Genomic DNA, 14,192 nt, shown 5'->3' on the forward strand with positions numbered 1-14,192 from the left:
CGGTAAATACGAATAGTTTATAAAATGAATATACGATTTATAATAGATAATACAGGATTAGACTAGGATTGGAGGAATTATCTTGGCAGCAGGTAAAAGTTTAAGGATTTGTGAAAAGGGACATAAATTTTACAAAACTAGTGAGTGTAAAAGCTGCCCTGCCTGTGATAAAGAGAATAAACCCAAAAGTGGCTTCCTTTCAAAACTCAGTGCTCCTGCAAGGAATGCATTGGTATTCGAAGGAATAGATACATTGGAAAAACTATCAAATTACAAAGAAAAAGAAATATTAAAACTTCATGGTATTGGACCAGCTTCCCTGCCTATTATGAGAACCTCCTTAGAAGAAGAAGGGCTATCATTTAAAGAATAAATCGCTGGCTCTTATTTTTCAGGGTACGAAAGCTCATTATTCTATGGAACCCAGAAGTTATGGAGTGAATTGAATAGTGGGCTGCAACATTATGAGTGAAAAAAATAACAGCCGGAACCTCTTGTTAAAATTCCAGACTGCCATATTTTTGTTTAAGTATTTAAAAATGGCAAGAGTAACACACAAAGCCTTCTGCCTCTTTAAATCCTTCTTGTAAATACAATGATTTTGCTTGCTCATTTTCTCCATTTACAGATAAATATATTTGTTTGTATGACTGGTCTAATCCAAACTGCAGAGCTTTCCGCAGGAGCATTCTTCCTAATCCTTTACCTTGGTACTCTGGAATCAAGGCAAGAGACCCGATATTCATCGTCTGAATATCATCATATTCATCGTCGGAACATTTCACCACTCCAACCGGCCTTTCATAATGGTAGAGTATCATGGCCCCGCCATCGAGATAGTCATCAGAAGCCATCATTTTCTTTACTTGGTCCGGGCTCATTGGTGTTTCGCTCCCTTTAAGCTTAGCGAAACCAGTGTTTCGGACCATACACCAGATTTCTTCGTCCTTCCCTGATTCATAACTTTTGATTTCATAGTTTTCCGGAAAATTTACTGACGCAACCGGTGAATGATCTCGTAAAAGGATAAACGAATACCGTTCTGCTGTAAATTGTAATTGTGATACATTGCTTTGCAGCTTCTTATTATCAAGTGGTATAAATATAAAATATTTATCGTAGCCTTCTTTATACTTCAACAATTGGTTCATTAAGCCTTTATAAACATCAATATCTTCAATCTCAGAGTGGAAAATGCGGAATCTTGATTTCCGCCCGCGTTTCGCATATTCATCCATAATCAAGGAAGCGGCTGCTTTTACTTTCCCGTTTTCATCAATTGCTAAATAGGCTGGGTTCTCTTCAGTATTCTGAAATTGTTTTAAATCATCTTCATATAAATAGGAAGAATCGACTGCTCCTTTATGAAGCCTGCAGTAATTTAAAAAATCTTCTACTCTTCCATTTGATAAGCGCTCAATTTTCATTTACACATACCTCCCCTTAAATAAAATAATACACATGAACGAAAGAAAATGAATAGGTATACAGCAGCACAATAAGCAGCCTTTACTTAAAATAAGTGCCTTAAGCTTTAAAGTCGGTGGGGGACCAGACATCATTCATTAAATATTAAGCTGCCAAGCCAGGTGGCTTTTTGTTATGTTACTAACGGGGAGGATCGTTGAATAATAGTTTCAGTATTGTTAAATTTTAACTAATGTTAGTTGGCAAAATGAGAGGAATGAACCGATGGATAAGGAAATGTTTATACCTATAAGTAAATGTAAACTATACGCTAGATTAATGGGAGAAAATAACGGAAAACCAACAGTCATAATGGATGCCGGATACGGAGACTTTTCTAAGACCTGGAATTCAGTATTAAGGGAGATTTCAATGCTTTCTAGTATACTAATTTATGATAGAGCTGGACTTGGGAAAAGTGAATCAAGCTCTAACCCCAGAACCAGCCGTGAAATGGTAAAAGAATTAAAGGAAATGCTTAATGAAGCCAAGATTAAGCCTCCCTATATTTTAGCAGGTCATTCCTTTGGCGGAGTTAATATGCGGATGTTTGCTGCAGAATATCCAAATGAAGTTTGTGGACTAGTCTTGATTGACTCTACTCCCGAAGATTACAGAGAACGATTTCTCCCTGCTATGTCACAAGATTTTCAGCAAGCATATAACAAGCAATTCGTTTACGAAGGAAATTATGATGAATTTATGGAAAGTTTAAAGCAGTTAAAAGACACTAGGCAAAAGTTAAATGTACCATTAATTGTTCTTTCAGCGGGTAAGAAAGCTCATTATTCCATGGAATCCCAAAAGTTATGGAATGAATTGCAGAGAGAGATTCTTAAAATATCCTCAGATGGCGAATTGGTCATTGCTGAAAACAGTGCCCACTACATACAAAATGACGAACCGGAATTGGTGGTCTGGGCGATAAAAAAGTTAATTGAGAAGTAGTTCAAGTTAAGCTGCTAATCAGGCAGCTTTTTTTCTATTTAAACAATCGAGGGAGATTGTTGATAAATAAAAGTAAATTAAAAGTGTTTTAGTAATAAAATTAGAAACAAATTGGAGTTCAAATAGATGGTTGTATTTTTTATCAAAAATGAAACTTTCAGATTTTAATTCCGTATATTTGGAAGATACTGTTTTTTCTGAGGTGAATAATATGCTTAGATTTAGAGTCATCTGTCTCATATCAATATTTTTATTAACAGCATGCACTCGAGATGCAGCTGTTCCTGAAGAAAAAGTAAAAAAAGAAAAAAATGAAGAAAATATCGCCGTTACAGCAGATGGTAAAATAACCTTTCAGATTTTTAATACAGTAAAGGTTCCACAAGAAAAAGTAGAATCTATAAAAGAAGAACTCCTTGATGCATATGATGATGTTCAGAACTCAATTCATACTAACTATGCTCCATCCGAGCGAATAAATGTATTTCTTAATAAAGGAAACCAAGCATCATGGGGGTTAAGATCGGAACTCAAACTTTATTCCGTTAAGGAAAATCAATATCCCCTTGTCCATGAATTGACCCATTCCTTACTTGGTTATGGGAATAACTTTGATTCAGGTATGGGCTATTTGACACAAGAGGGTTTTGCTACTTATATGGAAGATAAGTATGGGAAACAAAAATCACACTCTCATAAGATTATGAAGTACTTTTTCGACATCAATAAAACAATTCCAATTAGTAAATTGATCGATCTAAACCAAGACGATGCCTACTTTCGTCCCCCGCTTACAAACCAAGAAGAGTACACCCTTCAATGGATGAGCTATATACAATCAGCTTCTTTTGTCACCTATTTAATCGATACATATGGATTGGAAAAGTTTGAGGGAATCTACAACAAAGAAGACTTAGCTTCTAAAATAGAAGAAGTATACGGAAAGAATATTAGTGAGATTGAAAATGATTGGATAGCTTATGTAAAAGAAAGTCAAACGGAACTAACATATGGAGATAAGCTTTATATGAGGTATTTTTATGATGCTGCTTCTGTGATTGACCAAATTGATCCTAAGTTTTTTACCAGGGAATAATTTATTTCTAATAATAGAGGCTAGCCCCGCTGTTTGATATTATTTCTTCGGTGTTCAAAAGAAAGGGTGTGTTTATGATGTTCAATTCTATTAAAGTCACCATTGAACATATCGATACAATAATCAATTTACGCTTGGCATTACTAAAGGAATTAGACGAGTTGAGTTCTCCTCAAGAAGAACAACTTATGGAAACTGCAACAAGGAAGTATTTACAGAAAGCATTATCAAATAATGATTTTATATCCTATATGGCAGAGATAAATGGAGAACCTGTAGGTATCAGTAGTATGGTTCTGTTTAAAAGACCACCATATTTAGAAAATCTTAAAGGGATTGAAGCCTACATTCTTAATATGTATACCATCCCTGAGTATCGTGGTAAAGGTTTGGCAAAACATCTGCTTGAACATTGTATTAATGAATGCAAAAGAAGTGGGGTTAAACGCATCTGGCTGCACGCATCTGAGGAGGGCAAACCTCTTTATAAAAAAATGGGTTTTACTAATAAGGAAAGTGAAATGGAACTTTTTCTATAAAGCGTTTTGTTATTAACCCAGCGGGTGCTTTCCTTAAAGATCCTGGCTGCAAAAAATACAGCCTTTTTCTTATTCGGCTAACGGGGGCAGTATTGTTAAATAAGAAGGTGAAATTTTTATTTTTGTAGAAATAAGTAAAATAAAATGAGAGGGGTAATTTAATGAACCTAACAATAATTAAGAGTGTTAGAACTAATAATTTTAAAGATGAAACTATTGTGCATAAGATTACAGAAATGTGGAAAGAGGCATCAAGTATTTTGAGGAATCAGGATGAGGTTAAATATGGTTTGTATTATGATTACGAGACTGATTATAAAGGCGATTATACATTAAGTGTAGCAATAGAAAGTAGTGATAACGATTCCATGGTTAAAATTCCAAACACAAGTAAATATGAAATTTTTGAAGTGGATACATTAGATGAATTTGGGGTACTTAACGCTTGGAAGGAGATATGGGGTCGTGAAGAGAAGGAAGATTTGATTAGAGCTTATTCATTTGACTTTGAAAAATATTATCCTAATGGTCAAATTGAGATTCACATAGCAATTAAATAGTTTACAATGTTAATAAAAAACGGATGCATTACTTCACTAATAATCTTCAAGCGAGGGTTGGAAAAACATTTCCTACTATAAAAAAAGGATTAATTTAAAAGTAGAAGGACATATGATTTTAGTTATATAAAATATGTAATGTCCTTTTATTTACTATCTTTTTTTAATTCAGGTCTTGATAACACCTTAGCTGGCCGCTGCTGCAACTGCGGTAATTCTCATTTAAATCAAAAGTTAGAAATGGTGAATTTGGTTGTAACATTTGTAAGCATCAAAGAAAATTAGACTTTAATAATATACTGAGGAGTAAATATGGCGGAAATATGGATTGTAGAAGAACCAGTTTCAAACGAGTTTCTCGATGATTTGGGACATTATATGAGCCTGGACGGAAAATTGGATTCTGCCTATTTTATTAGTGCTGATGGGGAAAATTATGTGGATGAAAATAAAAACTTTTTACTGGAATTTTTATTTCACCAAAATAGGTATCCATTATTTATTACCTTTATTGTTTATGAGGAACAAACTGAAGAATATATCACTTTTTTAAAACAGAATAATATCGATTTTAGGCTAAATATACTTGAAGAAAAGCGAACTTATTATGATTTCTCTGGGAAACACCAATATCACCCGCCTTGCTTTACTGCTAAGATTTATGATCCGGATTCTTTAGCTCAATTAATAAATGAAACATATTGGCTTCCAACTCAAAATGAGTTTTATTCAATTTCCTTTTCCGACAATTTAAGGTTCAAAGCTGAGGAAGTTATTGAGTGGTTAAGAAAAAGGAAACGGTCCATCCCGATCTTCAAAATAGAAGCAGAAACAGAAACTAGTTTTATTACTGTTTTTCACGATGGAGCTGGCTTTTATTTATTTTCAAACGAGGAAAAATATTTTCCGCATGATCAATTTATTGCGAACTTACCAAAAGGAACTGTCATAACGCAAATAAACGATACATTGGTTGAAGGTGATGACATGAAGAAGAATAATGCTTATTAAGCTAACTGTTTCATATATTTAGAACAGCTGCCAAACTAGGCGGCCTTTTTTATTTAACAAAAGGGGCAGGTTTGTTGAAGAAGAAATGATAAAATAGAGATGAAAAAGGTGATGGTACAATGCCTATATTTCCAGAAGAGAACGACTTTCTTTCTTTATTTGAATGTGAACCAACATTATTAGATACTACTTCAAAAGACTTACCATTCTATTATAATGAAGCCACATACCGATTCTCTAATGGAGAGGAGGACTTTATTGTTAAGCTTTCCCCTTCCTATAGTGAAGTTGAAATACAAGTAACTCAAAGTATTTCAAATAGATTGTTATCAATTCTAGACCTAAAACGGGTCAAAAAATTTGAAATTACAGCAGATAAAAAAGAACGTGCCAGTATACTATTAACAGTTATTAATGAGGACTCTCAACAAAGTATTGAAATTGATTTTAAGCCGTATTTCAAACAGATCTTCAAAGAACAATTAACTCAATAAGCATAACTTCTAGCTAAATATACCAGTGCTTATAATCAAGACCAGCTGCCGAACCAGGCAGTTTTTTTCTTATTTAACAAACGGGGCAGGTTAGTGGAAGAAAGGTATTCTTGCTAAGGAAAGGGAATATTCATTTACAAAAGGAAAAGGCATAACACGTTAGGAGGTGTTATATTGAAAAAGGCTAATAAGAATGAAGAAAAAAGCAAAATAGAGACCAATGACGGTTGGAATAGGGCATTTTATGGCAGTCCTACAATCGGTGGATTAATTGTAATTGGATTAATTATTGCTTTTATTATTTATAACGTCTTCTCAAAGTAACTTGTACGATTCTTCATTACGGAAGAATCGTTTTTCTTTACCCTTGAGCAGGGAGTATCATATTTGGCACATAATGAGGGTAAATTAACCAAAAGAATTGTTAGAGGTGCTTTATGAAACGATTTATTTTAAGTGTATTTATCATTTCAACCTTTTGTATTTATCCTATACAATCAAAGGCAGCAACCTTACCTTGCAGTATGGTCTTGGAACCAACTGATGAAAAACTTGAAAATGCGAAGGGTACAGCATTAATTTATAAAGTGCAGTTACGTCCGCCTAGTTTTGCACGAACTAATATAAGTATCCTTGGAGTTCACCTTCCTGAACCATCCTCTTTTGGCAATTACGACAGTTATGAAGGATTCGCTTTTAAGCCGAGTGAAATAAGTTGGCGTTTCAGACTATATCCTACTCCAGAAATAGATAGTCCGACTTGGGCAGGAAGATTTGATGTGATAACAGCAAAGATGGAAAATGTAGAAGTGCAGGTTCGTCTTTCTAATTCAAAAAATGAAAAATTGGGCCCACCAATTCTAAGAAGCAGTATCAATAAGTGTAAGTAGCTATATCTAAGGTGAATTACTTCAACAATGATGTAATGCCTTTTTTAGTATTAGACAAACCATCACGACAACAGTTTTTATGAAAAGTTTCTACATTGTGAAGTATTGCACTTAACCTATAGGGTGCATTACTTCAATAGGCATCTTGAAGTGAGTGGTGAAAAACATCTCGTACTTTAAAAGAATGATTATTAAAAGTAAAAAGGGCATTACATTTTAGTTATATAAAATATGTAATGTCCTCTTATATAGATTTCTTTACAAACTTCTCAAAGGCATCTAAATTTCTTTAATATCCATGTTTGAGGGCTTATATTTGCCCTCTGGTAATTTCTTTACCAACTGAAATTCAATAAGTTTCTTAAGTGATAAATTACAATAAGAAGCCGCATCATATTTTTCTCTTCCCAGATTAATTCCAATCTGACTTGGCCCTACTCCAGATTGACTTTCCTTGTATAGTTTATAAAGTGCACTATATATTTCCTTATCTTTTTCTGTAATTCTTTTCTTATTATGATGTGACATAAAATTCCCCCTAAAAAAATTATTTTCAAGGCAACCTTATACAAACTAATTCCCGAATTCAAAAATTTAGTAAAAATACCAATTAAAAAAGGTAAATTTACTCAATATTATTCCTTGAAATAGAAATCATAAAGAGATCTTAAAATTAATACTATTTTCTAGGTGATTCGAGTAAAGAATTAATAATAGAGGGATTTCATTGATCTATTTAATTACTGGACCGATGGTAAGTGGTAAAACTACTCTTGCATATTGATAATAATATAGAACAACTCATGAAACAGTTGAACACATTATGCCTAATTTGGGGATTGCCTAAATGACTGCTGTGCTTTGTCTTATACGAACCTAGTTAACATCAAGCTATATTATAGGAACCGAGCCATTTCAGAAACCCAGTATATCAGGGTTTCTGAAATGGTTTTTTTTCTAACTATTAACCTCCTTCATAAGCACAGACAGCTAGTCCAGTATGTTCATAGAATATAGGAGGGAGTCCGACAAACTACAGATTTAGTACGTTAAGATATTGTGAGGCTTTTTAATAAACATAAGCAATAAGCATTGGCATACATCCTCACTTTTCTTCTCCCCTAAATTCTATTCAAAGAGGTGATGTATAGTATGGCTATTGAACCTTTTCAAAGGCTCACCAGTAATACAACTACTGTATTTTTTGGTAACAACATGGCTCAAGCTGCATTCAATGCCGCAAACGATATAAATGGTGGAAATCATCCAGACCCTGTTCCCCGAGTAAATGTATGGCCATCATTAAAAAAATTTGGTAATGATACAACGACCCAACCTTATTCCCCCTTTGGCGGTGTTTCTAACCCTGAGTATATTTGGAATCAGCCGACATCAGATGGTCAAACGGTAGCTTTTGCAGTTGCTTCTGGCGCATTTGTAGTTATCCCTGGTGAAATTTTGTCATTTGGTGTTTTTTTGAATGCTTTTGCTGATAATGCCATGCAAGCCAAAATTGAACTTTTTGAATTTGCTGGAGGCACATTTGGAAAAGCATTCCCTCAGCCGACAGGTTTGGATGAGTTTTTATTAGTGGCAGGCGAACCCAATACACCGGCTGAAGGATTAACGGAGACACAACCGTATAACTGGCAGGACATTCGCATGTATTCCACTCGTTTTTCTGCTCCTATTGCAACCACTAGCTCTAGGACTTTTACAATTGTTGTATCATTTGAGGTCACCAATTACCTGATTCAACCCAATAGACCCAATCCAGCAGGGTTACAATTTATCTGCGATATCTATAGTGATTTAGACACCTAAACTAAAGTGTATATTCTATAGCAAATGAAAGAGGTTGAGTATATTTTAGATACTCAACCTCTTTTTTGTAAGAACTAAGTTTTTTTCTAATTTGAAATTCCTTCATAAGCACAGACAGCTAGTCCAGTATGTTCATAGAATATAGGAGGGAGTCCGACAAACTGCAGGTTTAGTACGTTAAGATATTGTGAGGCTTTTAATGAACATAAGCAATAAGCATTGGCATATATCCTCTCTTTTCTTCTCCCCTAAATTCTATTCAAAAAGGTGATGTATAGTATGGCTATTGAATTTTTTGAAAGGCTTACTAGTAATACAACTACTGTATTTCTTGGTGCTACCATGGCTCAAGCTGCATTCAATGCTGCAAACGATATAAATGGTGGAAATCATCCAGACCCTGTTCCCCGAGTAAATGTATGGCCATCATTAAAAAAATTTGGTAATGATACAACGACCCAACCTTATTCCCCCTTTGGCGGTGTTTCTAACCCTGAGTATATTTGGAATCAGCCCACATCAGATGGTCAAACGGTAGCTTTTGCAGTTGCTTCTGAAAGGATTAATGCTAATCCAGGTTTTATTCGATCATGTAGTGTTTTTTTGGGTGCCTTTGCTGATAATGCCATGGAAGCAAAAATTGAACTTTTTGAAGACATTGGAGGTGGTGGAGATGGTCCCTATGCGAAGGCATTTCCTCAGCCGGGAGGATTAGATGAGTTTTTATTGATCTCAGGTGATCCCGATACGCCGGCTGTCGGATTGACGGAGATGAAACCGTATAACTGGCAGGACATTTGCATGTATTCGACTCATTTTGAAGTTCTTAATACAGAAGTTTTTTAAGGTTTTTTAGAATTGTTGTGTCATTTGAGGTAACTAATTACTTGATTCAATCCGATGGATCAAATCCGGCAGGTTTACAATTTATGTTCGATATTTATACTGATGAAGAAACAGCATAAATGATTATGGGGTAGCACTCCGAAAATGTGGATTTACAAAGGTAAGCTACAATATTGAATGTATAAGGATTCCTTTCTTTATCGTTGTAAATCCGCATAATCCTGAGTTGACCCCCTTCTGATGAAGTTGAGTTTTGGAGAGGAAAAATTTTTGCTTTTATACACGAAACTTACCGTGCCGTTATGAGGGATGAAATATATTATGCTTTATCTAACTTAGATAGAGTACGTTGGTTAATTGTTTTAGGTTGGTATATGGAAATGGAACAGCATTTGGATAGCCCTTTGGTGTTTGGTCCAAAATTGAAGGGAAAAGAAGTAAATTGAAAGATTGGCAATTATCACTTTTGGAAAGTTGGGATTGCGGTCAGAATACTAATCAAATTATGAAAACAATGGTTAGTATGGCATCAGAAATTCTTAGGCTGAATAAATACCTAAGTAAGCAAGTTAATATCGAAGAAAATGAAGACCAAATCAAAAAAATAATAGAAATGGCCTTCTAATATAAAAAAATTTAAAGAGAGGTGTATGTAATTTAGTACACCTCTCTTGTTCAACTATCAGGTGCGTGATCCAAAAGGATTAACCGCCTTTTTTGTGTTTCCAACTATTGATAAAAGAGTAATTAAAGAGTATGGGGGCGATACCCTTTTTGACTGGCAATGGCAAAGAATCGTCGGTATAAATTACAATGACAATCATTCTTATGATGTTGCCGTAAGAATTCTCATTCCTTCTAAAAATAATGATAATGATAAAGAAGATTTAGTTAAGGTAAGAGTATCCCCATCCTGTGACAGTGGAAAGCTTAATAAGCTGAAATGTAATCATGATTTTAAGATTGAAATATTAGATTACAAACATTTGTCTCAATAAGAGGTATTACCTTATTCAACAAACTGTGCATTACTTAAAGAACCAGCTGCCATCTCAGGCGGCTTTTCTTATTTTCCTAAAGGGGCAGGTTTATGGATGAATAATTCTCGGATGAAGAGTATTAAACCAGCTTTTGTAGTTTAACTATGTGTTGGAATCAAACTATATTACCTGGTCATCCTATACTTAGGAGGGATGACCTTGATTGTTAGAGTTTTACTATTATTAATCTTTATGTGTTTTCAACTTTCCCAAATGGTAAGTGCATCTTCACTTCAGGCCGCCTTTATCCGTGATCACCAGTTATGGATAAAAAAGGGAGACCAAGAAATTCAAATTACAAAGGATCGTTACGTTTATTCCCCGAAATGGTCCTATGACGGACGGTTTATTGGTTATATAGATGGAGACGAGCAGGGTGGAAAATCAGATTTATTCATTTATGATACGGTGAAAAAAGAAAGTTATCAGCCGTATGTAAGAGTTGAAACATCTGACTTTAAATGGTCGCCTGTCAAAAATCAATTAGCATACAATGACCGGGGCTTATTAAATGTTACAAAAACAAAGAACAGCCGTCCTGAAGGGTTCGAGAACGTTTCTTTAGGTGTCAGCGGCTTTGAATGGTTTCCTAATGGAAAAGAATTTATCGTTTCCTCACAAGCGAGTATACGTCCTACTGGATGGGGTCCTATACCTCTTTACAGAGTTCCGGTTGATGCCAATCTTAATGCTGATAAAATAAAGACTTTCTATACTATTCAAACAAAGGAACCAGATTTATTTGCGATAGATGCTGACTACTTTAAGTGGAGTGCTGATGGAAACTGGGTCAGATTCTTAGCGATACCTACTGCTTCCTGGGCAAATGATAGCAATACATTATGCGTTTTATCCTCAGAAGGAAAAAATTTTCAAGTTGTGGGGAAGATGCTGTGGTACAAAGACTGGATAAAGTGGGCACCTAAAGCTAATCAACTAGCCTACATCTCAGGAGAAGGAAGATTTTTCGTCGAAAACAAGAAAACAAAGATTGCTGACATTCCGATTTCCAGGCAGCAAAAAGAGTTCACACCAAAAGGTTATGTTGACCTTGATTTGGAGTGGTTCTCCCCGGATAAAGTAATTGTTGCTCGTGCAAAGGAGAACAAGGAGTGGAATGAAGGGTCTGTTCCCACAATGTATACATCCCTATTTACAATCAACATTAAAACGGAAGAACAGACTCAGATTACCTTTCCTAAAGATAATGAACTCGATGAGGATCCTGTAGTTGTGGGTTCCAATCTTACTTGGTTTCGTAATAAAGGAAAAGCCCATTCAGGAGTTGTATGGGTAAGGGATGGTTTAAACGGACAACAATATGTATGGATAGAAAATGTTGATTCTGCCCCTGTATTTTTCCAACTTAGCAAAAATTAAGGTGTTAACGGGAAAAGGTGTTGCCTCTCATTGGCAGCACCTTATATTTTCAACTTTATAAAAAAAACGGGGCAACGTTCCTGTAATAAAGCTAAGTTTGTGAACAAATGTACTTAAACAATAGGGTGCTTATGTTCAAGATCAGCTGCCGACCAGGCGGCTTTTTTGTGTAGCTTAAGGATTGTTTGTAGAATCTGAAATGGAAAATAAAAGGATTGTAGAAGTCTTTGGAGAATAACTTCAAGAATCTCAATTTAAAAAGGAGAAAAGGATAGTTGTATTCTTTTAAAAGTTTAATCAAGCAACTTATCGGTTTTTTTCTATTGCTCATATTAGCAGCAATTCCTTTGGTTTTCCATAATACAGGGGATCCCTTACAGTCTCAACAACAAATTACATTTCAACCCCAACAGATTGTAATTCTAATAAAAGCTTTTATGGCAGGAATTTTTTCATTGGACGCTTTTTATTATAAAACTGGTAGCAATACAAGGTTTTTTCCAGCTGATATTGTTGCCTATTTTAAATCGTCTTATTTTTATTTAACCTCGTCTGGATTGATTGTGATAACTATATCTTTTCTGTTTGGAATTTGGTTGTGGAAGATAAGTGTCAAGTACCTGAACGGTGCGTTGAGTTTTCTGGGGATGATCCCTGACTTTATCTTTATTTTACTAATGCAATTAATGGTAAATTTTATTTATAAAAGTACAGGGTTCAAGACTGTGAAGGTAGCTTCGCTCAGCATGGATGATCCGGCATTATTTCTTCCGATTGTTACCCTTGTCCTTATCCCCCTTATTTACTTTATCAGGGCTCTGAATGAACATACACATGAAGTGATATCGGAAGATTATATTCTAACCGCAATAGGAAAAGGGTTAAGTAAGCCGAGAATATATTTATATCATGTAACAACCAATGTACTCCCTTATTTAAAAGCAGATTTGCAAAAAATTACGGGGATTATGATCAGTAATCTTTTCGTGGTTGAATATCTGTACAATACTAGGGGAATTACAACCATGCTTTTTCAGATTCAAGTGAAGTTTGGATATCAGTACAATTTAGTTGTTCTTTGCTTAATAAGCATAATGCTTCTTTACATTTCCGTTTTATATACTTTTAAACTGTTAATATATATCGTCGAGAGGATCCTGAGGCATGCTTAACAAAATGAATGCAAAGTTAGTCCTTGGTGTTCTATTATTTGGCAGTTTTATTCTGATTTCATTAATAGGGCCACTGATTGCTCCATATGAAGTTGACTACAATAAGAAGATTGGATATATCCAGACTGCAGATAGCCAGCAATTGGTTTCCTCTCCATTCCCGCCCTCCCAGGAATTTATACTCGGAACAGATAAATGGGGATACGATATTTTGACACTAATGCTTCACGGTGCGAAATATACAGTACTCGGAACCTTATTAATAGCGATCGCAAGAGTTTTCCTTGGGGGTATTGCAGGAATATTAATGGGTCTTTATAAAAAGGAAAGAACACTTAGGAAAGCGACAATTTCAGTTTGGTCAGGCATACCAACCTTTGTTATTATCTATTTCATTATGGTTGGTATTAATATTAATTCCAGTATTCCTATATGGGGACTGGTTCTGATTCAAAGCGTATTAATGATTTTCCTGGGAGTAAGCAGCATTTATAACGTGATCTTTTCGAAAACAGCTGAATTAAAAAAAGAATTATATGTCGTTGCTTCAAAAACCCTTGGGGCGTCGAACAGCCATTTAATGGTGAAGCATATTTTGCCCGCTTTAAAAGGGAACGTGATGATTATCTTAATAAACGAATCTATTCTCGTATTACATTTAATTGGGCAATTAGGCATATTCAATTTGTTCTTTGGAGGCACTGCTCAGCAATTCTTTCCCACAATTTACCTGTCAGTAACACACGAATGGTCTGGTCTAATTGGTCAGGCGAGAGGCTTTATGTACCATTCTCAATGGATCATCTTATTCCCTCTTCTTGCTTACATTATGTTTTTGATCTCCCTATACCTTATTTCGTCAGGAATAAGTGATATACAGTTCAAAAAAGTTAGGAAAGCAAGCTTGCTATAAATTTCATGGTAT

At 34.9% G+C, this 14,192-nt stretch carries 18 protein-coding genes; 16 read left to right on the forward strand and 2 right to left on the reverse strand.

What is annotated here, in order from left to right; genetic code table 11:
- The first annotated feature begins 82 nt into the window (after window positions 1–82).
- Complete coding sequence (locus NAF01_RS03605; RefSeq protein WP_250801768.1) at window positions 83–373, forward strand: RNA polymerase alpha subunit C-terminal domain-containing protein; 291 nt, start codon at window positions 83–85, stop codon at window positions 371–373.
- A gap of 160 nt (window positions 374–533) precedes the next feature.
- Here the strand turns inward: NAF01_RS03605 and NAF01_RS03610 are convergent, their stop codons facing one another.
- A complete protein-coding gene (locus NAF01_RS03610; protein WP_250801769.1) occupies window positions 534–1,427 on the reverse strand; it encodes a GNAT family N-acetyltransferase in 894 nt (297 codons plus the stop codon).
- 265 nt (window positions 1,428–1,692) lie between these two features.
- On the opposite strand from NAF01_RS03610, the gene NAF01_RS03615 reads away from it, so the two are divergent.
- The 8 genes from NAF01_RS03615 (at window position 1,693) to NAF01_RS03650 (ending at window position 7,005) form a co-directional block, all read left to right on the forward strand.
- Complete coding sequence (locus NAF01_RS03615) at window positions 1,693–2,415, forward strand: alpha/beta fold hydrolase (RefSeq protein ID WP_250801770.1); 723 nt, start codon at window positions 1,693–1,695, stop codon at window positions 2,413–2,415.
- 211 nt (window positions 2,416–2,626) lie between these two features.
- Complete coding sequence (locus tag NAF01_RS03620; RefSeq protein ID WP_250801771.1) at window positions 2,627–3,511, forward strand: gluzincin family metallopeptidase; 885 nt, start codon at window positions 2,627–2,629, stop codon at window positions 3,509–3,511.
- 74 nt (window positions 3,512–3,585) lie between these two features.
- Window positions 3,586–4,050 (forward strand): GNAT family N-acetyltransferase, encoded by a 465-nt coding sequence (locus tag NAF01_RS03625; RefSeq protein WP_250801772.1) that lies wholly within the window; start codon window positions 3,586–3,588, stop codon window positions 4,048–4,050.
- 161 nt (window positions 4,051–4,211) lie between these two features.
- Window positions 4,212–4,610, forward strand: a complete 399-nt coding sequence (locus tag NAF01_RS03630) for a GyrI-like domain-containing protein (RefSeq protein ID WP_250801773.1) — start codon at window positions 4,212–4,214, stop codon at window positions 4,608–4,610.
- Between the two features lie 438 nt (window positions 4,611–5,048).
- Window positions 5,049–5,621 carry a hypothetical protein gene (locus NAF01_RS03635; protein WP_174752397.1) on the forward strand — a complete coding sequence of 191 codons (573 nt, stop codon included), beginning with the start codon at window positions 5,049–5,051 and terminating at the stop codon, window positions 5,619–5,621.
- 119 nt (window positions 5,622–5,740) lie between these two features.
- Entirely contained in the window at window positions 5,741–6,115 is a 375-nt protein-coding gene (locus NAF01_RS03640; RefSeq protein WP_250801774.1) for a hypothetical protein, read from the forward strand.
- Window positions 6,116–6,289: 174 nt separating this feature from the next.
- Window positions 6,290–6,439: a hypothetical protein gene (locus NAF01_RS03645; protein WP_250801775.1), complete on the forward strand. Its 150-nt coding sequence runs from the start codon at window positions 6,290–6,292 to the stop codon at window positions 6,437–6,439.
- Window positions 6,440–6,552: 113 nt separating this feature from the next.
- A complete protein-coding gene (locus tag NAF01_RS03650; protein WP_250801776.1) occupies window positions 6,553–7,005 on the forward strand; it encodes a YoqH family protein in 453 nt (150 codons plus the stop codon).
- A gap of 279 nt (window positions 7,006–7,284) precedes the next feature.
- On the opposite strand, the gene NAF01_RS03655 is transcribed toward NAF01_RS03650, so the two are convergent.
- The gene (locus tag NAF01_RS03655; protein ID WP_250801777.1) at window positions 7,285–7,533 is read right to left on the reverse strand and encodes a hypothetical protein; all 249 of its coding nucleotides are present in this window, start codon (window positions 7,531–7,533) and stop codon (window positions 7,285–7,287) included.
- A gap of 624 nt (window positions 7,534–8,157) precedes the next feature.
- Between NAF01_RS03655 and NAF01_RS03660 the strand changes: the two genes are divergently transcribed.
- From NAF01_RS03660 to NAF01_RS03690, 7 genes are all read left to right on the forward strand, one after another.
- Complete coding sequence (locus NAF01_RS03660; RefSeq protein WP_250801778.1) at window positions 8,158–8,829, forward strand: hypothetical protein; 672 nt, start codon at window positions 8,158–8,160, stop codon at window positions 8,827–8,829.
- 279 nt (window positions 8,830–9,108) lie between these two features.
- Window positions 9,109–9,675, forward strand: coding sequence for a hypothetical protein (locus NAF01_RS03665; RefSeq protein WP_250801779.1), 567 nt, complete (start codon window positions 9,109–9,111; stop codon window positions 9,673–9,675).
- A 442-nt stretch (window positions 9,676–10,117) separates the two neighbouring features.
- Window positions 10,118–10,300: a hypothetical protein gene (locus tag NAF01_RS03670; protein ID WP_250801780.1), complete on the forward strand. Its 183-nt coding sequence runs from the start codon at window positions 10,118–10,120 to the stop codon at window positions 10,298–10,300.
- A 46-nt stretch (window positions 10,301–10,346) separates the two neighbouring features.
- Window positions 10,347–10,673 carry a hypothetical protein gene (locus NAF01_RS03675; RefSeq protein ID WP_250801781.1) on the forward strand — a complete coding sequence of 109 codons (327 nt, stop codon included), beginning with the start codon at window positions 10,347–10,349 and terminating at the stop codon, window positions 10,671–10,673.
- 201 nt (window positions 10,674–10,874) lie between these two features.
- The gene (locus NAF01_RS03680) at window positions 10,875–12,095 is read left to right on the forward strand and encodes a TolB-like translocation protein (RefSeq protein WP_250801782.1); all 1,221 of its coding nucleotides are present in this window, start codon (window positions 10,875–10,877) and stop codon (window positions 12,093–12,095) included.
- A gap of 275 nt (window positions 12,096–12,370) precedes the next feature.
- Window positions 12,371–13,267 carry an ABC transporter permease subunit gene (locus NAF01_RS03685; RefSeq protein ID WP_250801783.1) on the forward strand — a complete coding sequence of 299 codons (897 nt, stop codon included), beginning with the start codon at window positions 12,371–12,373 and terminating at the stop codon, window positions 13,265–13,267.
- The gene (locus tag NAF01_RS03690; protein WP_250801784.1) at window positions 13,260–14,180 is read left to right on the forward strand and encodes an ABC transporter permease; all 921 of its coding nucleotides are present in this window, start codon (window positions 13,260–13,262) and stop codon (window positions 14,178–14,180) included. The genes NAF01_RS03685 and NAF01_RS03690 overlap by 8 nt, the downstream gene beginning before the upstream one ends.
- The last annotated feature ends 12 nt before the right edge of the window (window positions 14,181–14,192 follow it).

This window comes from Cytobacillus firmus, from assembly GCF_023657595.1.
In the GTDB taxonomy this organism is placed as follows: Bacteria; Bacillota; Bacilli; order Bacillales; family Cytobacillaceae; genus Cytobacillus; species Cytobacillus firmus_B.

Excerpts from the sequence above, each read along its gene's own strand:
- NAF01_RS03630 (WP_250801773.1), top strand. The coding sequence starts at position 4,212 with ATGAACCTAACAATAATTAAGAGTGTTAGAACTAATAATTTTAAAGAT.
- NAF01_RS03615 (WP_250801770.1), top strand. The coding sequence starts at position 1,693 with ATGGATAAGGAAATGTTTATACCTATAAGTAAATGTAAACTATACGCT.
- NAF01_RS03660 (WP_250801778.1), top strand. The coding sequence starts at position 8,158 with ATGGCTATTGAACCTTTTCAAAGGCTCACCAGTAATACAACTACTGTA.
- NAF01_RS03640 (WP_250801774.1), top strand. The coding sequence starts at position 5,741 with ATGCCTATATTTCCAGAAGAGAACGACTTTCTTTCTTTATTTGAATGT.
- NAF01_RS03655 (WP_250801777.1), bottom strand. The coding sequence starts at position 7,533 with ATGTCACATCATAATAAGAAAAGAATTACAGAAAAAGATAAGGAAATA.
- NAF01_RS03650 (WP_250801776.1), top strand. The coding sequence starts at position 6,553 with ATGAAACGATTTATTTTAAGTGTATTTATCATTTCAACCTTTTGTATT.
- NAF01_RS03620 (WP_250801771.1), top strand. The coding sequence starts at position 2,627 with ATGCTTAGATTTAGAGTCATCTGTCTCATATCAATATTTTTATTAACA.
- NAF01_RS03690 (WP_250801784.1), top strand. The coding sequence starts at position 13,260 with ATGCTTAACAAAATGAATGCAAAGTTAGTCCTTGGTGTTCTATTATTT.
- NAF01_RS03625 (WP_250801772.1), top strand. The coding sequence starts at position 3,586 with ATGATGTTCAATTCTATTAAAGTCACCATTGAACATATCGATACAATA.
- NAF01_RS03610 (WP_250801769.1), bottom strand. The coding sequence starts at position 1,427 with ATGAAAATTGAGCGCTTATCAAATGGAAGAGTAGAAGATTTTTTAAAT.
- NAF01_RS03665 (WP_250801779.1), top strand. The coding sequence starts at position 9,109 with ATGGCTATTGAATTTTTTGAAAGGCTTACTAGTAATACAACTACTGTA.